This window comes from Candidatus Microbacterium phytovorans, assembly GCA_029202445.1.
GTDB lineage: Bacteria > Actinomycetota > Actinomycetes > Actinomycetales > Microbacteriaceae > Microbacterium > Microbacterium phytovorans.
The window spans coordinates 1,544,868-1,571,116 of sequence record CP119321.1; the positions used below are offsets into that span (position 1 = coordinate 1,544,868).

Sequence of the window (26,249 nt, forward strand, 5' to 3'; positions counted from 1 at the left end):
CGGAGGGGATGATCGCCGCGTCGCCGGTTCGGCATCCTGCCGCGCCCGCGAAGAGAGAGGTTCCCGCTGATGCGCGAAGTGTTCCACCAGTCGCTCGAAGACGTCCAGGCACGTCTGGTCGAGATCTCCGAGCTCGTGACGATCGCCGTCGACAAGGCCACCCGCGCGTTCGGAACGAGCGACGTCGCCCTGGCCGAGGAGGTCATCGAGGACGATCAGGTGATCGACGACAAGGCGATCGAGCTCGACGAGCTGGCCATCGAGATCCTCGCGCGCCAGCAGCCGGTGGCCCGCGACCTGCGGATCGTCGTCGCGGCGCTCCGGGTGAGCGCGTCGCTGGAACGCATGGGCGACATCGCCGAGCACATCGCTCAGCTCACGCGCATGCGCTTCCCCGAGCGCGCCATCCCCAAGGGCCTGAAGAGCACGTTCATCAAGATGGGCGAGCTCGACGTGGAGGCCGCACGCACCCTCACCGAGGTGCTGCGCACGGAAGACCTCGCGCTGGTCGAGAAGCTGCGTGCCCTCGAGGAAGAACTCGACGATCTGCACCTCGCGATCTTCGAGAAGGTGCTCGGCGAGACATGGAAGGGCGAGGCGGCCGCGACGGTCGACGCGACCCTCGCGAGCCGCTACCACGAGCGCTTCGCCGACCACGCCGTCTCGGTCGCCAAGAAGGTCGCCTACCTCGCGACCGGCGACTGGACCCCCGACACCAACGCGATCTCCATCGTCGCCGCCGGCGACTGACGCCTCAGACGCGACGACGTTTCGTCTGGCTACGCTCGCTCAACGACCGAGGGAAACACACACCGGTCGTTGAGCGGCGAGCGCAGCGACAAGACGAAACGCCCCCAGACGCGACGACGTCTCGTCTCGCTGCGCTCGCTCAACGACCGAGGGAAACACATACCGGTCGTTGAGCGAGGAGCGCAGCGACGAGACGAAACGCCCTCAGACGCAGCGACGTTTCGTCTCGCTGCGCTCGCTCAACGACCGGGAGCAACACACACCGGTCGTTGAGCGAGGAGCGCAGCGACGAGACGAAACGCCCTCAGACGCAGCGACGTTTCGTCTCGCTGCGCTCGCTCAACGACCGAGGGAAACACATACCGGTCGTTGAGCGAGGAGCGCAGCGACGAGACGAAACGCCCCCAGACGCAGCGACGTTTCGTCTCGCTGCGCTCGCTCAACTACCGGGAGCAACACACACCGGTCGTTGCGAACGCCCCCGGACGCAGCGACGTTTCGTCTCGCTACGCTCGCTCAACGACCGGGAGCAACACACACCGGTCGTTGAGCGAGGAGCGCAGCGACGAGACGAAACGCCTCGCGGGGACGCTCGCTACTTCTTGCCCTGGTTGGCGACGGCCGCGGCACCCGCAGCGGCGGCCTCGGGGTCGAGGTACTCGCCCGGTCCAAGCGGGCGCAGGTCTTCGCCGAGGCGGTAGACGAGCGGGATGCCGGTGGGGATGTTGAGTTCGGCGATGTCGGCGTCGCTGATGCCGTCGAGGTGCTTCACGAGCCCGCGCAGCGAGTTGCCGTGGGCCGTGACCAGCACGGTCTTGCCGGCCCGGAGGTCGGGGACGATGGCGCTGTCCCAGTAAGGAAGCAGACGGTCGATGACGATCTTGAGCGACTCGGTGCGGGGCACATCGCCGTCGATGCCGGCGTAGCGCGGGTCGTCGACCTGGCTGTAAGGGCTGTCGTCGGCGAGGTCCGGCGGCGGCACGTCGAACGAGCGGCGCCACAGCATGAACTGCTCGTTTCCGAACTCTTCGAGCGTCTCGGCCTTGTCCTTGCCCTGGAGCGCACCGTAGTGGCGCTCGTTGAGACGCCACGACCGCTGCACGGGGATCCACAGCCGGTCGGCCGCGTCGAGGGCGATGTTGGCGGTCTGGATGGCGCGGGACAGCAGCGAGGTGTGCAGCACGTCGGGCAGCAGGCCGGACTCCTTGAGCAGCTCGCCGCCGCGCTGGGCCTCGGCCTTGCCCTGGTCGGTGAGGCGGACGTCCACCCATCCGGTGAACTGGTTCGTCTTGTTCCACTCGCTCTGCCCGTGGCGGAGGAGGATCAGCGTGTACGGCGCGGTCATGGCGCCAGTCTATCGGCCGGGGCACTGCCATCATGGGTGGTATGACGCCGGAGAAAGTACCCGCGACGGGTCTCCGTGCGGCGTCGACAACCGTTGTCGGCCAGGTCACCCGGGGTACCACCAACACGAACCGGCTGCGCCGCGTCGACCGGTGGATCGCACGGCATCCGGTGCTGCGCCGCACCGCCGATCCGCTCGTGGTCGATCTCGGCTACGGGGCGAGCGGAGTCACGGCGTTCGAGCTGGAGGCGCGGCTGCGGCCCGTGCGACCCGACGTCGAGGTGCTCGGGCTCGAGATCGATCCGGCACGTGTCGAGCGGGCGCGCGCGCAGCTCGCCGACGTGCGGGCGGGGCGCATGTCGTTCGCCCCCGACGCGCGGGTGTCGTTCGCGCGGGGAGGCTTCGAGGTTCCGGCGCCCGGGGGCCGCTCCCCCGCGGTGATCCGCGCGTTCAACGTGCTGCGGCAGTACGACGAGTCCGACGTCGAAGCGGCCTGGTCGCGCATGTGCGCGCGCCTGCAACCGGACGGCATCCTCGTCGAGGGAACATGCGACGAGCTCGGGCGGATCAGCACCTGGGTGGAGGTCGGCGCAGACGCCGCACCTCGCTCACTCACCGTTTCGCTCCGATTGAGCGGCCTCGACTCGCCTGCCATCGCCGCCGAACGGCTCCCGAAGGCGCTCATCCACCGGAACGTCCCCGGGGAGCGCGTGCATGCGCTGCTGCACGCCCTCGACGCGGAGTGGACGCGGGCGGTCGCGGCATCCGCGTTCGGCCCCGTCCAGCGGTGGCGCACCGCGCTCACGGCGATGGCGGATGCCGGCTGGCCCGTCGGCGGGAGGCTGCGCTGGCGGCTGGGCGAGGTCACGGTCCCGTGGGATGCCGTGGCCCCCGCGACGGCATCGCGCTGACCGCGCAACCACGCGACCCCACGACCACACGACCCCGCGACCACGCGACCACGACGGTCGGCTAGACGCGCGGGAGTGCAGCGCGGGCGTCGGCTGCCGGCATCCCCGCCGCGGTCATGAGGTCGACCGCAAGCGGACGCAGCGCGCCCACGAGGTTCTGATCGAGGCTCTGCCGCCCCGCGGCGAGCACGACCGGATCGAGGCGCGCGGCGACCACGCGCACGGCCTCTCGGGCGGGCGGCTCGAACGAGATGTCGTCGAGGGACTCGCCGATGAGCCGCGCACCGGCGGCGAGCTCTGTCAGCAGATCGGCGGCGATCGGGCGTGGCCTCGCGTCGTCGCACACGTACACGACGCGACGCGCGATCACGCGCAGGTTGCGCACCGCCAGGTCGAGCTGGGCACGCACGCGCTCCTGCCGTTGGAGCTCGAAGCGCTGTCGACGCAGGAACGGCGAGATCCGGGCGATCGCGAGGCCCGACTCCAGCGACGACTGCCATCGATCGACGTGCGGCTGGAGGGCCCGCGCCTTCTGCAGCCCGCGCTCGGCGCGCACGCGATCGCCGCGGCGCAGCGCCTGCACGAGGGTCAGCACGGCGGCGTCGAAGGCGGTGAGGAGTTCGTGCCCGTCGCGCGTCACGGCGCGCACCGGGTTGCGGGGCACGAGAGCGGTCACCAGGAGCGCGGCGATTCCGCCGACCACCCCGTCGACGAGGCGGAGGAACGGCACACTGGCGGGGATCACCATGACGATCGCCGACTGGATGGCGGCGGCGATCGCGAATCCCGGCTGCGGCGACAGGAACCGCGCGACGGCGAGGCTCGCGGCCAGGGTCAGCCCGAGCTGCCACCAGCCGATCCCCGCAACCAGCAGGATCGCTTCGGCGATGAGGATGCCGAGCACCATCCCGATCACCGTCTCGAGCACCCGTCGGGGCCGCGCATCGCGCACGAGCCCGAGGCTGGAGATGGTGACGGTCGCCGCGAGGAGGGGCGCGGTGTGTCCGAGCACGAAGTGGGAGAACGCGTAGGCTCCCGTGGCAGCCACCACGATCTGCACGATCGCGGGGGCCGAGTCCCGCAGCCGCTCCACGCCCGCCCGCAGGTCGGCCCGCGCCTTGCCGCCCGTCGAGACGGGAGCCGTCTGGGGGTCGCTCACGGCCTCACCGGCGACGGGACAGCCGGGGCAGGCGGGGCACCGCCGCCGTGCGACCGGCGTCGGGCGGCACGATCTGCTCCTGCGCGGCCGTCACTTCGCCGCCGTCGACCGCGACGGTCAGCGGCGCGTCGACGGCGGTCGTGCGCTTCACGAGGGCGAGCGCGATGGGGCCCTCCTCGTGATGACGGGCCACCGAGGTGATCGCCCCCACGGGCTCCCCGCCGGCACGCACCTCCGCGCCCGGCTCCGGCAGCACCGCGTCGCTGCCGTCGAGCTGGAGCGCCACCAGGCGACGCGGCGGATGGCCCAGGTTGTGGACCTTGGCGACGGTCTCCTGCCCCCGGTAGCAGCCCTTGGAGAGGTGCACCGCGGTGCGCAGCCAGTCGACCTCGTGCGGAAGGGTGCGCCCGTCGGCTTCGGCGGCGACCCGCGGACGCCAGGCCGCGACCCGGAGCGCTTCCGCGGCGAGCACTCCGGCGAGACGACGCTCGCCGCGCTCGGCCTCACTCGCGAGCCGGTCGAGCGTGGAGGTCGTCACGATCGCCTCCGACCAGTCGCGCGCTGCGGCGGGGTGCGGATCGACGGCGGCATATCCCCACCCTCCGATCGCAACGTCGGGCCACGGGTCGCGCCACACCGCGACGACACCGTCGCCCAGGGTGTCGACAGCGGATGCCGTTCCGCCGACGACACCGAAGTCGGCGGACACGTCCTGCGGGTCGACGCGTAGGCGGAAGCGCATCCGTGTCAGCCAGGCCAGCAGCCCCGCGGCATCCTCTCGGTCGACGACGAGCCACGTGCGCTCGCCGTCGTCGACGACGCCGGCCGCGTGCTCGACGTGGCCGTTCGGGTCGAGGACGAGGAGCTCCGTGCTCACGCCGGGGGCGAGAGCGGCGAGCGCTTGCGAGGTGAGCGAGTCCAGCCACGTGAGCCGGTCCTCCCCCGCCACGGTGAGCACCGACCGGTCGGCGCGGGGGACGACGGCCTCCCCGGCTTCCAGGGCACGCTGCTCGCGCAACGGGTTGCCCACGTGCAGGAGCACCGCGTCATCGACGACGGCCGCCGGCACGGCGGCGAACGGGGAGACCATCAGTCGGCCCGCGCCAGCCGAGCCGAGGCGTGAGAGGCGAGGGAGCCGCCGAGGGCGGCGATGTCCCACGCCCACAGGAGGTGTCCGTCGACGTAGCCGTACATGCGCGTCGCGGCCGCGTAGTCCTTCGCGCTCGCGGGACGCACCACCGCGTCGGTGGCCAGATCGATGCGCGGCCCCTGCACCTGGCCGACGTAGAGCTCGCTCGTGCCGTCGGAATGGACGATCGCGACCTCCAGGTCGAAGCCGCCCGCGGCGTTGCGGAGCGACTCCACGTCATCGGCGGTGCGAGGCGCGTCGCGCACCTCGAGCGCGGGCAGGAGGGCGGGGCCGGCGTCGGCGTCGCCCGCCGGACGGCCCAGGCGCCAGTAACCCTGCTCGGCGACGAGCGGATGCCGCGTGCCGTCGTCGGCGAGGAACCAACCGCTGGCGGCGTAGTTGACGTAGTCGCCGCCGTCATGGCTGAAGCTCACGCGATGCGCGAATTCGCCCGAGAAGTGACGGTCTCCCGACGTGTAGTCGATGACGCCCGTGCCCTCCCAGACTCCGAGCAGCCACGAGAGCGGAACGATGTCCGCCGGGAGATCGGTGGGGAGATCGATCACGGGATCAGCGCTGGCCGCGGTACAGGTTCTTGAGCACGACGGCCGAGACGAACACGATCGCCAGCGACGCGAGGCCGAGCAGTCCGACGAAGAACAGTTCGAGAGCGACGAGGTCCATGAGCCCTACTCTACGCCGAGTATCGGCCCGTCACGCCGAAAACAGGGTCGCGAGACCGAGGCCGACGCCGATGAATCCCATCACCAGCAGACCTCCCAGCACGCTCAGCGCCACCCGCTGGACGAACCCCTGCGAGCGAGCCGACCAGAGGTGCACCGCGAAGGCGATCGGCACGACGAGCCCCATGCCCACGCCCATCCACGCTGCGCGCCAGTCGTCGGGCGCGAGGATGCCGACGAGCACCGCGATCACGGCCGCGGCGGCCCACACGACGAGCACTCCGGCCATCGAACGGCGGGGGGCGATCTCGGGCACACTCACCCCTCCATTGTGGCCCGGGGCGCTCGCGGCGTCGACCTCCGCGCGGAGGTCCTAAGATGAAGGCACGGTTCCGGCATCCGGACCGGGAAGGACCCCCTTGGCTCAGCTCCTCGTCTTGAGCTCCGCCCCCACATCCACACCAGGAGGCGGAGCGGTTCTTCCCGCGCTCGAGCTTCTCAGCCACCGGGTGCGTCAGATTCCCGCCGAGCCCGCTCAACTGGTCAACGCGCCGAGCGCCGACGTCATCTTCGTCGATGCCCGCATCGACCTCGTCGGCGCGAAGTCGCTGTGCAAGATCCTCAACACGACGGGTCTCGACGCGCCGCTCGTGCTCGTCGTGACCGAAGGCGGCCTGACCGCCGTGTCGACTGACTGGGGCGTCGACGACGTGATCCTCGTCGGTGCCGGCCCCGCCGAAGTCGACGCGCGCATCCGCCTCGCGATCGGCCGCATGACGAAAGATCCCGTCTCGACGCGGATCCAGACCTCGGGCGTCACGATCGACGAATCGTCGTACTCCGCGAAGGTCCACGGCAAGCCCCTCGACCTCACCTACAAGGAGTTCCAGCTCCTGCACTTCTTCGCAACCCACCCGTCGCGGGTGTTCACGCGCGAGCAGCTGCTGAGCGAAGTGTGGGGCTACGACTACTTCGGCGGAACCCGCACGGTCGACGTGCACGTGCGCCGGCTGCGCGCCAAGCTCGGCGACATGGAGCAGCTCATCGGCACCGTGCGCAACGTCGGCTACCGCTTCAACGTGTACGAGGAAGACCAGGTCGCCTCCCCGCGGGAGCGCTCCGACGCGTGACCGGTTAACGCGTCGTCCACCTCGCCCTGCAATGATGAGGGGATGATCGACACCGCGGTTACCGACTCCGGCTTGGGTGACGCCGACGACGACGACTTCGACGCCGTCGAGGTCGCGGATTCGCTCCTGCCCGACCACCGCTACCTCGACCGCGAGGTGAGCTGGCTCGCGTTCAACCAGCGGGTGCTGGAACTCGCGGAGGATGCCACGCTCCCCGTGCTGGAGCGCGCCAACTTCCTCGCGATCTTCGCGAGCAACCTCGACGAGTTCTTCATGGTGCGGGTGGCCGGACTCAAGCGCCGCATCATGACGGGGCTGGCCATCCCCACCAACGTGGGCCGCTCACCGCAGGAAGTGCTCGCCGACATCTCCGCCGACGCCCATGCGCTGCAGCTGCGTCACGCGGCGGCATGGGAAGAGCTCGTGCGGCCGGCGCTCGCGGCCGGCGGCATCGAAGTGGTCATGTGGGAGGCCCTGACCGACCCGGAGCGGGAGAGCCTGTACGGCTACTTCCAGAACCAGGTCTTCCCCGTCCTCATGCCGCTCGCCGTCGACCCGGCGCACCCGTTCCCCTACATCTCCGGGCTCTCGCTCAACCTCGCCATCCGCATCCGCAACGCCCGCACCGGGCGTCAGGAGTTCGCGCGCCTCAAAGTGCCGCCCATGCTCCCCCGGTTCGTCGAGGTTCCCCGCGAGGATGCCGGCTCCCGCACCGACGCGCCGTCGAGGTACCTGCCGCTCGAAGAGCTCATCTCGAACAACCTCGGCGACCTCTTCCCGGGCATGGAGGTGCTGGAGCATCACACCTTCCGCCTCACCCGCAACGAAGACGTGGTCATCGAGGAGGACGAGACCGAGAACCTCATCCAGGCGCTGGAGGCCGAGCTCCTCCGCCGCCGGTTCGGTCCGCCCATCCGGCTCGAGGTGACCGACTCGATGGACGACGTCACGCTCGACCTGCTGGTCAACGAGCTCGACATCACCGAGCAGGAGGTCTACCGGCTCCCCGGCCCGCTCGACCTCCGCGGACTCTTCGACCTCGGCCGCATCGACCGTCCCGAGCTGCGCTACCCCGCGCACGTCCCGACGACCGCGCCCGCCTTCCAGCCGGCGGAGCAGAACGGCCGCGCCGACCTGTTCGCCGCCATCCGCAAGGGCGACGTGCTCGTGCACCACCCGTACGAGTCGTTCAACACGAGCGTCGTCGCCTTCCTCGAACAGGCCGCGCGCGACCCGCACGTGCTGGCCATCAAGCAGACGCTGTACCGCACGTCGGGCGACAGCCCCATCGTCGAAGCGCTCATCGACGCGGCCGAGAACGGCAAGCAGGTGCTCGCTCTCGTCGAGGTGAAGGCGCGCTTCGACGAAGCGGCGAACATCGTCTGGGCGCGCAAGCTCGAGAAGGCCGGCGTGCACGTCGTGTACGGCCTCGTGGGACTCAAGACCCACTGCAAGCTGTTGCACGTCATCCGCGAGGAAGACGGGATGCTGCGCAGCTACAGCCACATCGGCACGGGCAACTACAACCCCAAGACCAGCCGGCTCTACGAGGACTTCGGCCTCTTCACGTCGGACGAGCAGGTCGGTCGCGACCTCACCCGGCTGTTCAACGAGCTGTCGGGGTACGCGATCGAGAAGAAGTTCAAGCGTCTCCTCGTCGCGCCCCTGCACCTGCGCAAGGGTCTCCTCCGGCAGATCGACAAGGAGCGCCGGAACGCGCAGGCGGGCAAGCCCGCGCACATCCGCATCAAGGTCAACTCGATGGTCGACGAGCAGATCATCGACGCGCTGTACCGGGCCAGCCAGGCCGGCGTGCGGGTGGACGTCTGGGTGCGCGGCATCTGCTCCCTCCGCACCGACCTCGACGGCGTAAGCGACAACATCACGGTCCGCTCGATCCTCGGCCGCTACCTGGAGCACTCGCGCATCTTCGCGTTCGCCAACGACGGCGATCCGCAGGTGTTCATCGGCAGCGCCGACATGATGCACCGCAACCTCGACCGCCGCGTCGAAGCGCTCGTGCGAGTCGTCGCGCCGGCGCACGTGAAAGAGCTCGTCGACCTGTTCGACCTCGCGATGTCCGACGGCACGAGCTCGTGGCACCTGGGCGCCGGCGGGGAATGGACGCGGCACAGCACCGACGACGACGGCGCCCCGCTGGTCGATCTGCAGGAGAAGACGATGTCGCAGGTGCAGCGCCGTCGGCGCGCGAGGACGGTGCGATGACGGACACCGCGGTCTACGCGGCCGGAGGAGTCGTCTGGCGCGTCGTCGACGGCAAACTCAAGGTTCTCGTGATCCACCGCACCGCCTACGCCGACGTCACCCTCCCCAAGGGCAAGGTCGATCCGGGCGAGATGCTCGCCGAGACGGCCGCCCGCGAGATCTTCGAGGAGACCGGCATCCGCGTCGCCCTCGGCATCCCGGTGGGAGTCTCGCGCTACCGCATGCCCAACAAGCGACAGAAGATCGTGCACTACTGGGCCGCGGAGGCGACCGAGGATGCCATTCGCGCCTCCGCCTTCGTTCCCAACAAGGAGATCGCGGCCATCGAATGGGTGGGCCCGAAGCGCGCGCTCAAGCACCTCAGCTACCCCGTCGACGTCGAGATCCTCGAGCACTTCCTGAAGTTCGTCGACGACGGCATCCTGTCGACCTTCCCGATCGTCGTGCTCCGCCACGCGAAAGCGACCGCCCGCGAAGACTGGACCGGTGCGGATGCCGCCCGGCCGCTCACCGCGCGCGGCGCCAAGCAGGCCAACGCGCTCGTGTCGCCCCTCCGGGTGTTCGGCGTGCGCAAGATCATCTCCAGCGACGCCGTCCGCTGCGTGACGACCGTGACCCCGCTCGCAGCCTCGCTCGGCAAGGAGATCGAACGCACTTCGCTCCTCGGCCAGGACGCCTGGGAAGAGGGCACGTCGGACGTCCGCAGCGTCGTCGGCAAACGCGTCCGGTCGCGCAAGCCCGCCGTGCTGTGCAGCCACGGTCCCGTGCTCCCCGACATCCTCAGCGAACTCGCCCTCGCGACGGGAACCCTGCGCGGTTCGTACCTCGGGAGCGCGTCCGCGCTCGAGGTGGGCGCCTTCTCCGTCGTGCACCTGTCCCGCACCAACCCCGGCTCCGGCATCGTCGCCATCGAGACCCACGAGACCAAGCTCTGACGGATCCGCGCACGGGATCTGCGCGGGATCTGCGCGTTTCTGGGCGTTTCTCCGCGTCGCACCGGCACTGTTCACCTTCCGTTTACCGACACAGCGCACTCTCTTAAGAGTCGATGTCTACCGTCACGGGCGAGCCCTGCACCGGGCTACTACCTGACATGTGAAGGATTCACAGTGAAGCTCAACCGCATTGCCCAGCTGGGCGCTGTCGCCGCCATCGCGGCTCTCGCCCTCACCGGCTGCGCCGCCAACGAGCCTTCGGGCAACGGCTCGTCGGGCAACCCGTCCGCCTCCGAGGCCGGCGGTCTCACGGGCAACCTCGTCGGCCAGGGCGCCTCGTCGCAGCAGGTCGCGATCCAGGCGTGGACGACGGCCTTCAACGCCACCAACCCCGACGCCGTCGTGGAGTACGACCCGGCCGGCTCCGGAACCGGTCGCGAATCGTTCCTCGCCGGCGCCGTCAGCTTCGCCGGCTCGGACCGCGCGTTCACGACCGACGAGATCGCCGCGGGCGGATTCGGCGCTTGCGCGCCCGACTCGGGCCTCGTCGAGATCCCGGCCTACATCTCGCCGATCGCGATCATCTTCAACGTCCCCGGCGTCGACTCGCTCGACCTCGACGCGGCGACCATCGCGGGTATCTTCGCCGGCACGATCACCACGTGGAACGACCCGGCCATCGCCGCCACCAACGACGGCGTGACCCTGCCCGACACGGCGGTCAACCCCGTTCACCGCTCCGACAAGTCGGGCACCACCGGCAACTTCACCGACTACCTCGCCGCCAACGCGCAGGACGTCTGGACCTGGGGTTCGGTCGAGGAGTGGCCCGCCGGCGTCGTCGGCGAGGCTGCGGAGAAGACCTCGGGCGTCGTGGAGGCCGTCAAGGCCGGTGAGGGCTCGATCGGCTACGCGGACTCCTCGCAGGCCGGCGGCATCTCGTCGGTCAACGTCAAGGTCGGCGACGCGTTCGTCGGTCACAGCGCCGAGGGCGCCTCGATCACGCTCGACGCCTCGGCGATCGAAGAGGGCCGCTCCGCCGGCGACCTCGCCTACTCGATCGACCGCACCACCACCGCCGAGGGCGCCTACCCCGTGCTCCTCGTCAGCTACCTCATCGGCTGTGAGCAGTACGAGGATGCCGAGGTCGCCGCACTGACGAAGGCCTTCTTCTCCACGGCGGTCAGCGCCGAGGGCCAGGAGTCGGCAGCGACCAACGCCGGCAGCGCCCCGATCTCGGACGACCTCCGCGAGAAGTCGCTCGCCGCGATCGAGCTCATCAAGTAAGGCACGGGGCGGCTCCCCGGGCGCACAGCCCGGGGAGCCGCCTTCGGCCGGTCCTCACGAGAAAGACGATGATGACAGCAACCAGCGCCGCTCCCGCACAGCGGATCGCCGCGAAGAAGCGCCCCGGAGACATCTGGTTCTCCGGCACCGCCGTGTTCGCCGGCTCGATGATCGTCGTCACCCTCGCAGCGGTGGCGATCTTCCTGATCGTCCAGTCGCTCCCGGCGTTCGGTCTCACCGCCGACGACGCCTCGCTGCTGCGCACCAACTTCTGGGACTACGTCCTCCCCCTCCTGTTCGGCACCATCTGGGCGGCCTTCCTGGCGCTCCTGGTGGCGGTGCCGCTGTCGCTGGGGATCGCGCTGTTCATCACGCACTACGCCCCGCGGCGTCTCGCGCAGGGGCTCGGCTACATCGTCGACCTGCTGGCCGCCGTGCCGTCGGTCGTCTTCGGCCTGTGGGGCATCCTCGTGTTCGCCCCCTCGGTCGTCCCCACCTACAAGTGGCTCAACGAGAACCTCGGCTGGATCCCGCTCTTCTCCGGTCAGGTCCTCAACAGCGGCCGCACGATCCTCACGGCATCCCTCGTGCTGGCGGTCATGGTCGTCCCGATCATCACGGCCATCTGCCGCGAGATCTTCCTGCAGACGCCCCGTCTCCACGAAGAGGCGGCGCTCGCGCTCGGCGCGACCCGCTGGGAGATGATCCGGATGGCCGTGCTGCCGTTCGGCCGCTCGGGAATCGTCTCGGCATCCATGCTCGGCCTCGGCCGCGCCCTCGGAGAGACGATGGCCGTCGCGATGGTCCTGTCGGCGACCAACGTCGTGACGCTGCAACTGCTCACGTCGCAGAACCCCTCGACGATCGCCGCCAACATCGCCCTCACCTTCCCCGAGGCTTACCGGCTCAACATCAACGTCCTGATCGCGACGGGTCTGGTCCTGTTCGTCGTCACCTTCGCCGTCAACGCCCTTGCCCGCTGGATCGTCAGCCGGCGCAAGGAATTCTCGGGAGCAAACTGAGATGACCACCGCACCCGCCCCGGCGCCCACCCGCGCCCCCGTCGTCCGCGCTCCGCAGCGCCTCACGGCGGGACACCTCCCCTCGTGGTCGCCGTGGGCGCTCCTCGTCGGCACCCTGGCCCTCTCCGGCGCCATCTTCGGCGTGCTCGGCCTCGCCTCGCCCGACGGGTTCAACGTCGCCGCGTGGATCGTGACGGCCGTCCTCGCCTACCTCCTGCTCATCTACGTCATCTCCCGCGTCGTCGAGGGCGCGCGCCGCGCGCTCGACCGCCTCATCACCGGCATCGTGACGTGCGCGTTCGCCATCGCGATGGTCCCGCTCGTCTCCGTCGCCTGGACGGTCGTTAGCAACGGCATCGCTCGCTTCGACGCCGAGTTCTTCAGCTGGACGATGCGCGGCGTGCTCGGCGAGGGCGGTGGCGCCCTCCACGCCATCATCGGCACCGTCTCCATCACCCTGACGGCCACGATCATCTCGGTGCCCATCGGCCTCATGACGGCGATCTACCTGATCGAGTACGGCCAGGGGAAGCGCCTCGCCCGCGCCATCACCTTCCTCGTCGACGTCATGACCGGCATCCCCTCGATCGTCGCCGGTCTGTTCGCTTACGCCCTGTTCGCGCTGATCTTCGGACCGGGCGTCCGGATGGGCTTCGCCGGCGCCATCGCCCTGTCGGTGCTCATGATCCCCGTCGTCGTCCGCTCCAGCGAAGAGATGCTGCGCCTCGTGCCCAACGAGCTGCGCGAAGCCTCCTACGCGCTCGGCGTGCCGAAGTGGCTCACGGTCGTCAAGGTCGTCCTGCCCACCTCGATCGCCGGCATCACGACGGGTGTCATGCTCGCGATCGCGCGCGTGATCGGTGAGACGGCACCGCTGCTCATCACGGCGGGCTTCACCGACGCCATGAACTACAACCTCGCCGACGGCCGCATGCAGACCCTCCCGGTCTTCATCTACTCGCAGTACGCGTACAAGGGCATCCCGCCCGAGGCGTACGTCGATCGCGCCTGGGCGGCGGCGCTCACCCTCATCCTCATCGTCATGGTGCTGAACCTCGTCGCGCGAATCGTCGCGAAGGTCTTCGCCCCCAAGTTCGGCCGCTGACCGGCATCCGCTTCTCCAGAAAGAACCCGACGTGTCCAAGAGCATCGAAGTCAACGACCTCAACGTCTACTACAGCGATTTCCTCGCCGTGGAGGGCGTCTCCCTCGAGATCCAGCCCCGCAGCGTGACCGCCTTCATCGGCCCCTCGGGCTGCGGCAAGTCCACCTTCCTGCGCACCCTCAACCGCATGCACGAGGTCATCCCCGGCGCGCGCGTCGAGGGCGAGGTGCTCCTCGACGGCGACGACCTCTACGGCCCGGGCGTCGACCCGGTGCTCGTGCGACGCCAGGTCGGCATGGTCTTCCAGCGCCCGAACCCGTTCCCCACGATGAGCATCAAGGAGAACGTCCTCGCGGGCGTCAAGCTCAACAACAAGAAGCTCTCCAAGAGCGACTCCGACGCGCTCGTGGAGCAGTCGCTGCAGGGCGCCAACCTGTGGAACGAGGTCAAGGACCGGCTCGACAAGCCCGGCTCGGGCCTCTCCGGTGGTCAGCAGCAGCGACTGTGCATCGCCCGTGCCATCGCCGTCTCCCCCGACGTGCTCCTCATGGACGAGCCCTGCTCGGCGCTCGACCCCATCTCGACCTTCGCGATCGAGGAGCTCATCCAGGAGCTCAAGAAGGACTACACGATCGTCATCGTCACCCACAACATGCAGCAGGCGTCGCGCGTGAGCGACAAGACGGCGTTCTTCAACATCGCCGGCACCGGCAAGCCCGGCAAGCTCATCGAGTACGACGAGACCGGCACGATCTTCACCACGCCGTCAGTGCAGGCCACCGAGGACTACGTCTCCGGTCGCTTCGGCTGAACCGGCGGGGCCGGCTTCCGATCCCCCGCGCGACGCGTGCTGTCAGTCGCGGGGGCTCAGCAGGTAGTCGTTGAGGGATGCCGTCAGGTCCGCATCGAGCGGCAGCTCGTGGCCGTCGACGGCCGCGATGGGCGCGGCCAGCCGCACACTGGAGACGAGCCACGCGGCATCCGCCGTCGCGAGGTCGGCCACGGGGATCGTCTCGTACGAGGTGCGGTAGCCCTGCGACTCCAGGTGCGCGAAGAGGCTGAGCTGCGTCGTGCCGTGCAGGATGCCGACGGCCGGAGCGGGCGTGACGAACGTGTCGCCGCGCCGGAGAACGAGGGATGCCGTCGGCGCCTCCAGCAGGAACCCGTCGCTCGAGACGAAGACGGCGTCGTCGGCTCCGCGGCGCTTCGCCTCCCGGATCGCGGCCATGTTGACGGCATACGACAGGGTCTTCGCCCCGAGCAGCAGCCACGGCGCACGAGCCGGCACGTCGAGGGCGTAGCCGCGGTCGAGCGTCGCCACCCGGATGCCGTCGGTCCGCGACGCCGCGAAGTCGGAGGCGTCGGCGACCGTCACCCACGCGGTCGGCGCGGGTCCGTACTCCACCCCGCGACTGAGGATGAGCTTGATGACCGCCTCCCCGTCGCCGCAGTGGCCCGCGGCCCGAGCGACCGCCTGGCGCCATTGCGCGGCGTGCGGCGCCGGCAGGTCCGCGAGGCTCGCGGAGTGGGCGAGCCGCTGCAGGTGCGCCTCGACCTCCTGGGGGTGTCCGTCGACGACGCCGATCGACTCGAAGACGCCGTCGCCGCGCTGCGCGCTGAGCTCCCCCACCGGCAGGGCGAGGGCCGCCGGGTCGATGTCGGTGAAGGTGCCGGCGAAGTCGGTCGCCGGGTCGTCCGCCGCGACGGGAGTGATCAGGAGTGCGTAACGCCAGGCCATGGGGAGAGCCTACGTGGGCGGTGTGCCGCGGTGCCGCGGTGCCGGATACAGGCAGAACCGACGCCCCCGCCGCTGGAGGCCCCGTGAGTGTCGATTCGGCCTGTACGCGGCACGGGAATAGCCGCCGACGGAGTCCGGTTACACTGGTACAGCCGGGCCGCAGTAACCCCGGGCTCCAACTTTTGCCGCTTCGAGCGGCACCGCGCCGAGAGGCGTTCTGCGGCCCGGCACTTTCGTACCCGGGGGCAGGAAAACCCGCCACGCGGCGGCGCCTCAGCCCGTCGTGATCTCAGCCAGGTAGGAACATTGCCCGGGGAGGCAGGAACTCCCCGGGGAGACGAACCCAGCGAGGCCGCTCAGGTGAGCGAGTCGCGGCGCCACAACGCGGCCGCGGCGGCGAGTTCGTCCGCGTAGGTCGCCAGGCGCAATGCGCGCGTCGTGAAGGTGGTCGCTCGCTCCGGTTCGGTGCGGTCGTGATCGTCGGCGAGGTCGGCTGCCCCCGCCGCCTCCACGCGGCAGAACGAGGCGGCGCGCTCCAGCGCGACCGCGAAGTCGCCCGTGAAGGCGCCTCGGAGGATGGCGTCGCTGAGCGAGACGAGCTCCTCCGGCCCGGCCGGTGTCGGCGCGCCGGCGACGACGGGATCGGCCGTCGACAGCCGCGCACTCCCCCGTTCGTACAGCAGCGCCGCCGACCGGGGGTCGTCGTGGACCATCAACTGCAGCAGGTAGAGACGCCACAGCGTGCCCGGCAGCGACTTGGCGGGCGACCGCGACCACAGTTCGGCGATCGTGTCGATACCGTGCTCGTCGGTGAAGGCGATGAGCCGCTCCACGACGGCGTCGGCCGGCTCCGCACGCACGCGCGAGAGGAGGGCGACGGCGGTCGCGTGGGCAACGCGCGAGACCTCCGCCGGGTCTTCCGCGCTGAACAGTCTGTCGAACAGCTCGGCCGGTCGGCGAACAGGCTTGTGGAAGGCGCGGGGTTCGTCGGACATCGCGTACCAGGCTACCCGCGCGGACGCACGGGCAGGCCGGTCGGTCGCGTCAGGCGTCGGCGGGGGTGATCGCCACGAGCGGGTCGGTGGTCGGTGCGCCGTCAGGGGCGCCTCCGGCCTGCTCGACGGTCACGGCGACAGTGTCGCCCACCTGCACGTCACCGGCCAGCACCGCGGTCGCCTCGCCGTCGGCGGCGTCGAACGTGCCCGCCGAGATGGGGGTGCCGTCGCGGACGAACCACAGTTCGAACGTGCGATCGGAGTCGATCGCGGGGAGTCCGGATGCCACGATGACCGCTTCACCGACGGACGGCGACCAGTGCAGCGTCGCCTGTCCGCCGCCGGAGAGCTCCCCTGAGGCCTCCTGCGCGTCGGGGGCCGCCTCGATCTGAGCGAGGGTGGCGATCTCGGGCGGTGTGCGCAGCGCATCGGTGATGGCTCCGACACCCCAGCCGACACCCACGAGGAGAGCGATGGATGCCACGAGAGCGAACAGTCCGCGGGTCCAGTTCTTCCGCTGGATCGCCTGGATGATCTCGGTCGGCGGCGCGGCGGCGCGAAGAGCGGCCTCCTCAGGGGCGGCGGTTTCCGGCAGCGGCGGCGGCTCGGCACCGGCAGCCTCGGCAGCCGCATCCGCTTCGTCAGCGGCGCGGGCCTGGTCGGCGGCGAACGCCTCCCGCAGTCGCGCGCGGCTCTCGCGGTCGAGGGCGACGGTGTCGTTCACGTCGTCGGCTGCGGCACCCGCGGCACCCGCGGCACCCGCGGCGGACACGGGCGCGAAGCCGGCGTCGGATGCCACGGCATCCGGTGTCTCACGTGCACCGCGAATGCGGCCGAGGATCTGCGAGCGGGCGGCGAGGGGCGGTGCGACGGGCGCGACCGACTCTCCGAGGGCGGCGGCGGTCTCGACGTCGAGGTCGGCGATCCCCTGCCATTCCGGGTGGAGGCGGAGGGCCTCCTGGAAGGCGCGCTCGTCGTCGTCGGAGAGGGCGCCGAGGGCGCGTCCGGCGGAGAGCTCGGCGAATTCCTGGATGTTCATGCGGTCACCCCCATCTCGGTGCGCAGGCGCGACAGTCCGTCGCGCATTCTCGTCTTCACGGTGCCCAGAGGAGTTCCGCTCATCGCGGCGATCTCGCTCTGAGAGTAGCCGCCGAAGTATGCGAGGGTCAGTGCCTCACGCTGCAGGTCGGGCAGGGCCTGCAACGCTCGGGCAACGCGCCGACTCTCGATACGCAGCTCTACTTGTTCTTCTACTCCGGCGGAGGGTGTGTTCAGTTCGCGCAGTCCGGCCCGCACGTCCCGGTCACCGGCCGCTTGCGCGGACCGGACCCGGTCGACGGCCCGTCGGTGTGCGATCGTCAGCACCCACGACCTTCCTTGTCCTCTATTCGGAGCGAACGCGCCAGCGGATTGCCACACTTCGAGGAAGACCTCCTGCAGCACCTCCTCGCTCTGGGCGCGGTCGACGAGCACACGGAGGATCAGGCCGAACACGCGGGAGGAGAGCATGTCGTAGAGGCTCCCGAAGGCGCCTTCGTCACCGTCGGCGATGCGCACGAGCAACTCCGCCACCCGATCGGCGCTCTCGCCGTCGTCGCGTACTTCCACACCGTCGATGACCATCTCGACAAGCATGCACCATCCCTCCCTTCAAGCCCTCACCCGTTGCTCACCCGAAGGTGAACGAGTAGACCTGCACGCCGGCCGGGACATCGAGCGTGATCACGCCCTCCTTCGCATCGCCGGCCTCGACGATCGCGTACGAGCGAGGCGTTCCGCCGACGTCGATCGTGGACTTCTGGCCGTCGACGTCGGCGGTGACGGTGCCTTCGCCGGCGGCCACCATGCGCACCTCGGAGGCGCGGAAGGTCAGGCGCACGCGCCCGTCGTCACCGGTCGGCGTCACGAACTGGGTCTGCACGTCCCAGCCGCCGTCGAGGGCGAACGTGTCGGGCGCCTGGTCGGCGGGGAACGTGAACGTGCCCTGACCGGCGCTGTAGGCATCGGGACCGGCGAAGTTGCGGTCCTTCGACGAGCCGAGGAAGGTCTCGGGCGTCGTCGAACCGAGCTCCGGCGTCGTGTCGGCGACGTCGGTCGCGGCGGGCAGCTGCACGCCGGGATCGGCATCCTGCAGCAGTTCGCGGATCATCTTCTCCGTCGCGGCGTAGTTGCCCTCGCCGAACGAGATGTGACGGACGGTGCCCTCCGCGTCGATGAGGTAGTGCGCGGGCCAGTAGCGGTTGCGGTAGTTGGTCCACGTCGAGAGGTTGTTGTCGAGAGCCACCGGGTAGGTGATCCCGAAGTCGCGGGCGCCGGCTTCGACGTTCGCGGCATCCTTCTCGAACGCGTACTCGGGCGAGTGGATGCCGATGACGTCCAGCCCTGCGTCGCGGTAGGCGGCATCCCACGCGACGACGTGCGGGATGGAACGCTGGCAGTTGATGCACGAGTAGGCCCAGAAGTCGATGAGCACGACCTTGCCGCGGAGGTCGGCGAGGTCGATCGCTTCGCCGTTCGGCGTGTTCAGCCACTTCTCGATGCCCTTGATCGACGGCGCGGTGCCGCACGACTCGAGCTCCTCGGCGCCGTTGGTGCACTTGTCGAGGTCGCGGTTCTCGTCGGTGATGAGTCCGCCGAGGCCGAGCGCTTCGGACGCCTGCTCGTTGTCGGTGAGGTCGCGCTGCAGCTGCGCCGTGTAGTCGGGGAGCAGGCGCTGGAGGGCCTGCGGCACGTTGAAGACGAGGCCGACCGCGAGGGCGAGCATCGCGACGCCGGCCGCGATGCGCAGGCCCCGCTCACGGCTGCGGAACGCGCGGATGCGCTCGACGAGCCCGCGTCCGGCGAGCGCGAAGACGAGGAGCGGGATCGCGACGCCGATGGCGAAGGATGCCGTCAGCAGCACCGTGTCGGCGCCGATGCGTCCCGTCGCGCCGGCGACGATGATCGCCGCGAGCACCGGACCGGCGCACGGGACGAAGACCGCGCCCAGCGCGAGTCCGACCCCGAAGCCGCTCCCCCGGTTCTGCACCTCGCGGCGCGGAAGCCACTGGAAGGGCTTTTCGAGCACCTGCTCGAACCGCGGGATCAGGAGGCCCACGCCGATCAGCACGAGCACGCCGATGCCGACCCAGCGGATGATGTCCTGCGGCAGGTTGAGGAGGCCGAGGATCAGCGAACCCACGAGGGTCACGAGCGTGAAGCTCACCACCAGGCCCGCGATCACCAGGTAGGGGCGGCTGCGGCGGGCCGGGAGGGGACCGGCATCCTTTCCGTCCTCCGACTTGTCGAAGCGGGCGGATTGCGCACCGCCCGTCAGGAAGATGACCGGCAGCACCGGCAGGATGCACGGGGAGATTCCCGTGATGAGCCCGCCGAGCAGGCCGATGATGATCAGGTCCATGAGAGCTCCTCGTTCGTCGAAGAGCATTCGTCAGCATGGCCCATTCGGATTGATCGCGAACTTTTTCGAATCCGTTCCCATCCGATCTCGGACGGTCTCCGAAGAACCGTCAAGCCGCCGGAAACCGAGGCGGACCTGAGAAACGGAGACAAGCCATGCTCAGCACCAAGAAGACCACCGCAGCTCTCGCTCTGACGTTCGCCGCCGCCTTCGCGCTGGCCGGTTGTTCCATGGGCGGAACGACCGCAGAGGAGTCCACCGCTCCTGAGCCCTCGATGTCCGAGAGCGCCCCCGCGATGGAGAACGACCCCGCCGCCAACCTCGTCGGCCCCGGCTGCGCCGCGTACGCAGAAGCCGTGCCGGACGGCGCCGGATCGGTCCAGGGTATGTCGCAGGACCCGGTCGCGGTCGCCGCGTCGAACAACCCGCTCCTGAAGACGCTCGTCGCGGCCGTCAGCGGTCAGCTGAACCCCGACGTGAACCTCGTCGACACCCTCAACGGCAGCGAGTTCACCGTCTTCGCCCCCGTCGACGACGCCTTCGCGAAGATCGACGCCGACACCATCGAGGTGCTGAAGACCGACAGCGACCTGCTGAGCTCGATCCTCACGTACCACGTTGTCCCCGGCCAGATCGAGCCGGCTGACATCGACGGCATGCACACCACCGTCAACGGCGCCGACCTCGAGGTCACCGGCTCCGGCGACAACCTGATGGTCAACGACGCCAGCGTCATCTGCGGTGGCGTTCAGACCGCCAACGCGACCGTCTACCTCATCGACACGGTGCTGATGCCGCCGACCGAGTGATGACACTTCCCGTTCCGGTATCGGGGATATTCGGACGGTGAGCACAACGGCACCCGCCGGAGCAACAGCTTCGGCGGGTGCCGTTTGTGTGTCCCGGGATAGGTAGGCTGGACGCCGAGGGCCTCTAGCTCAGTCGGTAGAGCATCGGACTTTTAATCCGCGGGTCGTGGGTTCGAGCCCCACGGGGCCCACCTTCGAAGCAGTGCCGCAGCCGGTGGTTTCTTACGAGAGTCCGTGCCGGGACGTTGCTGTTTTGCGCTCGGATACGGAACGGTCAGCGGGCCCTTCGTCGGACGGGCCTTCTGAGACGCCTGCCTTCGGCGGCGGCCCTCGGTGTGGGGTACGTCGGTAGCTGCTCGCGCACGGACCGACTTACGTGCATCCGCGGGTTGTCGCGTGCGGCGTTGCGTCCACCGCACTGCCTTAGCCGCGCCTAGGTGTGGCGTCAGCCGAGTGGCTTGCGTGGACGTACCCGTGACACGCTCTGGCCCGCGGACTTATCCGTGGGCCAGAGCGAAGAGTCAATTCTCAAGAGACGCCGTCACGCATGGACAAGTCCTACACTCGCGGTGTGTGCCAGTCGAGAACAAGCATCACGAGTCGGACTCCGGGCCGCATGCGCCGCAAGATCAGCGATGTCCAACGGCACGGTTAAGGCGGCCCAGAGGTGAAGCGGCCCGAGTACTACCAGACTCGCGTCCCACCAATCGATCGCCCCGATGGTCGGACTGCGAGCCCCGAAATCATCACACTTCGCGCTGCAACGCGTGCCCTCAGATTGCACCTCGACAGCCTGCCTGTGGACTACAACAGCGGGCTGGGACCGGACCGATTCCTAGCTGGTATCAGCTTTAACTTCGCCCGCCAACGGTACGGCTGCGCTGAGTCGCTCATCGGGTCTGGCATGGGCGGCGTAGTCCTTGGCGCGATCAGCAGAAGCGTCCTCGTCGATGGATTGATGTGGCGCTGGATCGCCGCGGACCCATCGATAAGGCGCCCTCTTCTCCTTGGCAACCTTCTTCGTGAACGCAGCGGCATCTGCGACTCGGCCGACAAGAGTGGCGTATCCATAGCGAACCTTCCACGATGGTTGATGCCAATTCCCCTCGTCGCCGATCTCGAGGGCGTTGCCACTTGGTGGGACAACGCACAAATGCCCGACGCTGATTCACTACTCGAGGATTTTCTCAACACCGCCGGAGATCCTCTTTCCGCGTCGTCCGACGACCCGATGCATCTCCTCGACGCTGCGGGGTTGCGGGGAGCTGTCCTGGTGCTCGCCTTTGCCTGCCACGGCAACTTCTTGGGCCTCCAGAGCTGCCTCACTGAGGACGGCCAGCCTGGCCACGATCTTCGGGATGTGTATGAGGCGCTTTTCATGCATACTGCCGCAGTCGGGGCGTTGACCGTGCTGCACGGTACGGCAGCGACGGTTCCAGAGCTGTGGCCGCGGGACGTCCCGCAAGAGCAGTTCATGCAAGAGGCAATCGCCCGTGGGCGCGAGGTCGCCGAGGCTGCGCGTCCGATCCACAGGCTGATTGCCCCGAGACCTCGCAGGTACAACGCTCAAATCGCGCGAACGAGTGAGTCACGCGACCAGCTGAACCCCCAAGCGCTCCTCGCTCCCAAACACGCGACGCCCTTCGGTGGCGACCTTCAGCCAACGATCGACGCTGCAGAACGCTTCTGGGTGCGTTCCCTGGCCACACCGGTCACTGAGGAACATTTCGCCGGGCAGGTGCTGTTGCACGAGGTGCTCAACTACGGGGGCGCGTATTCGAACCTCGAAGCCACACTAGCCACGTACGACAAAGACGGTTCAGGCCCGATATCGGTTTTCGCTGCGCGGATGCTACTCGAGGAAGCAGCTCGTCTCCGCTGGCGATTCAGTGCGACTGAAAATGAGTTCGCGGATCGAGCGACACAGTACTTCGATGAATTCCGGTACCGGCGCAACAAGACCATCAAGCTACTGAGCGGCAACGGCGTCCCGAGAACGCACGCCGAGCGGCGCTTTGAGCTTCCGTCAAGAGTTCTATCGCCGCCACCAAAGCCTCCGACCAAGAATAGAAGGCCTATCCCGACTACGGCCGCGATGATCTATGAGTTCGGCGTTGCGACGCAGCCGCGTGAGCCCGGCTGGCTCCGTGTGGCGTACTCCTTGCTGAGCCAGGTGACACATGCGACGCCACTAGGCGCCCTACACACGATCCATTTCGCCTCGCGCGACTCCTTAGAGACCAACGTCCTCACACCGGAGCTAGTGGCGCTTGCACTGGACGTCACGTGCATGGCGAGCGCCTACCTGATCGGACACTCGACGCTCATTCTCACCGATATCGGACACGACGGGATTGAGTTCCGTGACCAGCTACGGCGCGAAGCTTCGAGAGTTCACGCGGCGGCGCGTCTCGTCCATGGGCTCGGCTAGTGCGCCAGTCCTAGTCGGGCGTTCGAGACCATACCGATTGCTCTGGACAGCGGGGGCTCCCGATCGCTACGACGCAACCGCCCGCGGGAGGTCGACCCAGCCGATCCGCCGTGAAGAACTCATGCACGCCCGAGGACGGCTACACAAGCCACGAGGAATGACAGTCACTACTTCCGATCTGCGCGGGCCAAAGCTGCAAGTACCGCATCTGCACCATGGAGCTGTGGTCTGCGGTATGCGTTTCGGATCCAACTGACGACTCCGGTTGCTGCAGCGGCGGCGGCCCCAACCGTCGCACCCAACGCGAGGTTCTCGGAAGTGGCAGCCGTAGCAACGGTGGAGATGGTGCCATAAAGGAGAAGCTCGGTTACCGAGTCCTTTGCGGCGCGTTGCTTGCGACCAGACAGCTCCCTCGCGATGCGGGCCACCTCGGGTTGAAACACATCGTTGGCGCGTTCCTCTAGTTCCTGGGGCGTATCCGCGCTGGCAGCACGGGCAAACTCGCGCAGCTTGGCACGCCAGTCCGCGAAGTCGGACGAGGATGCGCGAATGTTTGCTGCCTCTCGGATCGCGACATCGGTGGCCGGCAGCACAATCCTTGATATCTGCGCCAGGACCTGCGGCGGATAACCCTGAGCCGGGGTCGAGTCGACCTTCGCCTCGAGCAGCTTGAGATCGCCAGGCCAACTGGGGGCGTAAGTCGCGTTTGCAGAGTCGGCAATAGCGAGAGTCTTCGCCAGGAAGAGAAAGAAGTGCTGGAACTCCCAGGGCGCATCGGCGGGATGTAACATCCCGCTCCCCGTGACGTGAAACCCCCGCAGGTTATCCCACAGTGGGAGCTTCGCGTCTTCGTTGTGAAGTTCGCGCATTGTCGTCTGCATGCGCGCCGACCGCACATCGAACCGTACGGAGGTCTCGAGCGCAGTGCGACGCTTCCGCAGCACCGCCCACTGATTGCGCAACATGATCACACCGGATCGAATCGGGCTTTCCAGCTCGTAGAGATTCCGCGAAATCTCTGACAGACGGACGCTGATGCCTTCCCAGTCGTCTCCGTAGCGCTGGGCTGAGTCTGCGTTCGCCCAGACCTTGCCGCCAGCGCTGATACGCATCGTCTCTCGACGGTTGTGGGTATAGCGGAGATCGCGCGCCTCGGGGAGGACGGAGGTGTCAGCGAAGAAGTCGGCGAACGGATCTAAGACCAGCAGTTGCGGGTAGTACAGCAGGGCGTCAGTGATTTCACCTCGTGAGAGCGGATCCTCCCAGTAACGGGAGAAGGTTCCGCTCATCAGATAGGTACCTTCGGGCGTGGGCGTTTCCGCGTCTGCCTCGCTGAACTCCAGCAGTCGATCTCGTAGGTTCTCAAGCTCAGTTCGGGCCAGCTTCTCCCAGGCCACCCGGTCACCGCGTTCACCGAGCGCGTTCTCGATAACATCCAGAACCGACGCTTGCACCGGGGCCATGCGCTCCAGACTATTTCCATCAGTGCCGCGTACGTCGCACCCCGGTCGCGCGATTGAAGAAAGGTGAGTGGCGCGACCGCGCCGCGTCGTTGATGCCACTCTGGTCCGCCGCAGTTCCTCTTCGTCAGGAGGCGCCGGGAACTGGCGGCGTGACGAATGCCTCTGACGCGCCCGGATAGTCTTCGGGAACCTCGGTTGTGGAGGGCGCGGTGAAGTGCTTCTGTGCGAGCGTGCACGCCCATGTGAACTCGGGATGCTCACTCAGCGCCGATTCAAGGCGGCGGATCGGTATCCCCATTTCCTTGAGTAGGTTTACCACCACCACCGCCGAGGTCACTTCTACGACAGCGTGTAGAAGGTCATAGTCCGTTCCCGCGTGGCCCCGATGCGCAAGATCGTTGCGTACACGCGCGGCAGTCTTCGCCCACCTGTCGGGATCAGGGACCAGTTTGGTCATGAAGGCGCCCGGGCGAGTTGCGAGCTCCACGAGTCGCTGTTTGAGCGACGGCTCGTTGTAGGCGACGCGGTCGTTTACCCAGCCTCGGCGGTCTCTCGGGACGGCTCCGACTAGAAGTGCGCGCAGTTTCGCGAACTCATCAGGCGGGATTGGCGGGGGCGTGTCCAGTGCTCGATGGAAAGCTTCGGCTGCCCCGACCGCCGTGACAACCCGCGAATCTAGGTAGCTGCGGGTGATGTAGCGCAACCCGAGAACCATGCTTCGTGCGGCGGCGAATCTGTCCCGCACGTCCATCCAGGCTGGGAACAGCTGCGCCCAAGGCAGGTCAGCCTCTGACACAACGAAGTCGTTCCAAATGGCTGCCTTGCCATCGGGATCGGGCTTGACCGTATGCAACTGGTAGACGTCCACCACCCGGGGGCGGTCGGCGAGGAGATGCCCCTCAGGGAACCGCTCGGGCGCGGGCGGCAGGACGAGGCTGATCGTGATGTCGGCGCACGCCGTCATTGTGGCGAGTGACACCAGATCACTGACGGCCCCGGTCATCGAGAACCATTCGTTCATCGGCCGGGGAGTGTCAGAAGTGAACTGCACCGCAGCTTCGGATCGCCGCGTTTCGCGACGGCCGTCGCGACGGAACTCAGTGGAGTGATAGTCAGAGGACGAGTGCAGCCGCGCCTGCACGTCGCCGAGCGTCGCGACTACGGTGCGCCTCGGTTCCTCGTCATCGAGCTGCGTCCTCTGACTACGTGCCCTGACTTCAGTTTGCCCACGCCCAACCCATCCCGCGAGATTCTCCACTTTCACGGATGCGCCGATGAAGTCGGGGGAATCCGGTGCCTCGAGATGGCACCCATCGAGCAGAGTCAGCGCCGCAAGAGTCATCTCGTGAGGATCCTCGCGGTAGGGGCCGATCGATTGCGAGACCCATGGCTCGATAATCGTGAGTTCGGACTCTCCGGAGCGTCCATGGATCACGGGCCAGCGTTCAATCTCGTCGTAATGTGCGACCAGACCCCGCACAAGCTCACTCGACGCGAAGCGAGACCAACCGCCGATTAGCCGCAGCGCCACGCCCTTCTCCGGGTCATAGGTGAGCACTCCCGCCGATATCGCCTCCGGACGGTCGGGACGCCACCAGTGACCAACCCACTCGCGGGGTTGATCGAGCCGACTTTCCTTCATGCAGCAATCATGGCGAATCGCACTGACACTGGACGGGATTCGTTCTGCCTGACCTGAAAGTGCTCGGCGCCCGCACCCGATCCGCAGCG

The 26,249-nt window shown here is 68.4% G+C and carries 23 protein-coding genes and 1 tRNA gene; 12 read left to right on the plus strand and 12 right to left on the minus strand.

Going from position 1 to position 26,249, the window contains the following annotated elements; all coding sequences use genetic code 11:
- Positions 1-69: 69 nt before the first annotated feature.
- Positions 70-750, plus strand: coding sequence for a phosphate signaling complex protein PhoU (phoU, locus tag P0Y48_07365; GenBank protein WEK12304.1), 681 nt, complete (start codon positions 70-72; stop codon positions 748-750).
- A 595-nt stretch (positions 751-1,345) separates the two neighbouring features.
- Here the strand turns inward: phoU and P0Y48_07370 are convergent.
- Complete coding sequence (locus P0Y48_07370) at positions 1,346-2,095, minus strand: phosphoglyceromutase (protein ID WEK12305.1); 750 nt, start codon at positions 2,093-2,095, stop codon at positions 1,346-1,348.
- Positions 2,096-2,136: 41 nt separating this feature from the next.
- On the opposite strand from P0Y48_07370, the gene P0Y48_07375 reads away from it, so the two are divergent.
- The gene (locus P0Y48_07375; GenBank protein WEK12306.1) at positions 2,137-3,006 is read left to right on the plus strand and encodes a class I SAM-dependent methyltransferase; all 870 of its coding nucleotides are present in this window, start codon (positions 2,137-2,139) and stop codon (positions 3,004-3,006) included.
- A gap of 61 nt (positions 3,007-3,067) precedes the next feature.
- Here P0Y48_07375 and P0Y48_07380 read toward each other — a convergent pair whose 3' ends face one another.
- The 4 genes from P0Y48_07380 to P0Y48_07395 form a co-directional block, all read right to left on the minus strand.
- Positions 3,068-4,165 carry an FUSC family protein gene (locus P0Y48_07380; protein WEK12307.1) on the minus strand — a complete coding sequence of 366 codons (1,098 nt, stop codon included), beginning with the start codon at positions 4,163-4,165 and terminating at the stop codon, positions 3,068-3,070.
- A gap of 4 nt (positions 4,166-4,169) precedes the next feature.
- Positions 4,170-5,255 (minus strand): glycine cleavage T C-terminal barrel domain-containing protein, encoded by a 1,086-nt coding sequence (locus P0Y48_07385; GenBank protein WEK12308.1) that lies wholly within the window; start codon positions 5,253-5,255, stop codon positions 4,170-4,172.
- Positions 5,255-5,860, minus strand: coding sequence for an FABP family protein (locus P0Y48_07390; GenBank protein WEK12309.1), 606 nt, complete (start codon positions 5,858-5,860; stop codon positions 5,255-5,257). The genes P0Y48_07385 and P0Y48_07390 overlap by 1 nt, the downstream gene beginning before the upstream one ends.
- Positions 5,861-6,008: 148 nt before the next feature.
- On the minus strand, positions 6,009-6,299 hold the full coding sequence (locus P0Y48_07395; GenBank protein ID WEK12310.1) for a hypothetical protein: 291 nt from the start codon (positions 6,297-6,299) through the stop codon (positions 6,009-6,011).
- Between the two features lie 97 nt (positions 6,300-6,396).
- Between P0Y48_07395 and P0Y48_07400 the strand changes: the two genes are divergently transcribed.
- From P0Y48_07400 to pstB, 7 genes are all read left to right on the plus strand, one after another.
- The gene (locus P0Y48_07400) at positions 6,397-7,107 is read left to right on the plus strand and encodes a response regulator transcription factor (GenBank protein WEK12311.1); all 711 of its coding nucleotides are present in this window, start codon (positions 6,397-6,399) and stop codon (positions 7,105-7,107) included.
- 42 nt (positions 7,108-7,149) lie between these two features.
- Entirely contained in the window at positions 7,150-9,333 is a 2,184-nt protein-coding gene (locus tag P0Y48_07405) for an RNA degradosome polyphosphate kinase (GenBank protein ID WEK12312.1), read from the plus strand.
- Entirely contained in the window at positions 9,330-10,268 is a 939-nt protein-coding gene (locus tag P0Y48_07410) for an NUDIX hydrolase (protein WEK12313.1), read from the plus strand. The genes P0Y48_07405 and P0Y48_07410 overlap by 4 nt, the downstream gene beginning before the upstream one ends.
- A 174-nt stretch (positions 10,269-10,442) precedes the next feature.
- On the plus strand, positions 10,443-11,555 hold the full coding sequence (locus P0Y48_07415) for a phosphate ABC transporter substrate-binding protein PstS (GenBank protein ID WEK12314.1): 1,113 nt from the start codon (positions 10,443-10,445) through the stop codon (positions 11,553-11,555).
- Between the two features lie 71 nt (positions 11,556-11,626).
- Complete coding sequence (pstC, locus tag P0Y48_07420; GenBank protein ID WEK12315.1) at positions 11,627-12,577, plus strand: phosphate ABC transporter permease subunit PstC; 951 nt, start codon at positions 11,627-11,629, stop codon at positions 12,575-12,577.
- A 1-nt stretch (position 12,578) separates the two neighbouring features.
- Complete coding sequence (pstA, locus tag P0Y48_07425) at positions 12,579-13,682, plus strand: phosphate ABC transporter permease PstA (protein ID WEK12316.1); 1,104 nt, start codon at positions 12,579-12,581, stop codon at positions 13,680-13,682.
- 31 nt (positions 13,683-13,713) lie between these two features.
- Complete coding sequence (gene pstB / locus P0Y48_07430) at positions 13,714-14,493, plus strand: phosphate ABC transporter ATP-binding protein PstB (GenBank protein WEK12317.1); 780 nt, start codon at positions 13,714-13,716, stop codon at positions 14,491-14,493.
- A 42-nt stretch (positions 14,494-14,535) separates the two neighbouring features.
- Here pstB and P0Y48_07435 read toward each other — a convergent pair whose 3' ends face one another.
- The 5 genes from P0Y48_07435 to P0Y48_07455 form a co-directional block, all read right to left on the minus strand.
- On the minus strand, positions 14,536-15,420 hold the full coding sequence (locus tag P0Y48_07435; GenBank protein WEK12318.1) for an aminodeoxychorismate lyase: 885 nt from the start codon (positions 15,418-15,420) through the stop codon (positions 14,536-14,538).
- A gap of 356 nt (positions 15,421-15,776) precedes the next feature.
- Complete coding sequence (locus tag P0Y48_07440) at positions 15,777-16,415, minus strand: DNA-directed RNA polymerase subunit beta (protein ID WEK12319.1); 639 nt, start codon at positions 16,413-16,415, stop codon at positions 15,777-15,779.
- 49 nt (positions 16,416-16,464) lie between these two features.
- On the minus strand, positions 16,465-17,454 hold the full coding sequence (locus P0Y48_07445; GenBank protein ID WEK12320.1) for an anti-sigma factor: 990 nt from the start codon (positions 17,452-17,454) through the stop codon (positions 16,465-16,467).
- On the minus strand, positions 17,451-18,050 hold the full coding sequence (gene sigK, locus P0Y48_07450) for an ECF RNA polymerase sigma factor SigK (GenBank protein WEK12321.1): 600 nt from the start codon (positions 18,048-18,050) through the stop codon (positions 17,451-17,453). The genes P0Y48_07445 and sigK overlap by 4 nt, the downstream gene beginning before the upstream one ends.
- A 34-nt stretch (positions 18,051-18,084) precedes the next feature.
- Entirely contained in the window at positions 18,085-19,815 is a 1,731-nt protein-coding gene (locus tag P0Y48_07455) for a cytochrome c biogenesis protein DipZ (GenBank protein WEK12322.1), read from the minus strand.
- 155 nt (positions 19,816-19,970) lie between these two features.
- Here P0Y48_07455 and P0Y48_07460 point away from each other — a divergent pair, with 155 nt between their 5' ends.
- The 3 genes from P0Y48_07460 (at position 19,971) to P0Y48_07470 (ending at position 23,055) form a co-directional block, all read left to right on the plus strand.
- Positions 19,971-20,624, plus strand: coding sequence for a fasciclin domain-containing protein (locus tag P0Y48_07460; protein ID WEK12323.1), 654 nt, complete (start codon positions 19,971-19,973; stop codon positions 20,622-20,624).
- A gap of 118 nt (positions 20,625-20,742) precedes the next feature.
- Positions 20,743-20,815, plus strand: a tRNA-Lys gene (locus P0Y48_07465).
- Positions 20,816-21,423: 608 nt separating this feature from the next.
- Positions 21,424-23,055 (plus strand): hypothetical protein, encoded by a 1,632-nt coding sequence (locus P0Y48_07470; protein ID WEK12324.1) that lies wholly within the window; start codon positions 21,424-21,426, stop codon positions 23,053-23,055.
- 167 nt (positions 23,056-23,222) lie between these two features.
- Here the strand turns inward: P0Y48_07470 and P0Y48_07475 are convergent, their stop codons facing one another.
- Both P0Y48_07475 and P0Y48_07480 read right to left on the minus strand, forming a co-directional pair.
- Entirely contained in the window at positions 23,223-24,518 is a 1,296-nt protein-coding gene (locus P0Y48_07475) for a hypothetical protein (protein WEK12325.1), read from the minus strand.
- Positions 24,519-24,642: 124 nt separating this feature from the next.
- The gene (locus tag P0Y48_07480) at positions 24,643-26,160 is read right to left on the minus strand and encodes a hypothetical protein (protein ID WEK12326.1); all 1,518 of its coding nucleotides are present in this window, start codon (positions 26,158-26,160) and stop codon (positions 24,643-24,645) included.
- Positions 26,161-26,249 lie beyond the last annotated feature (89 nt).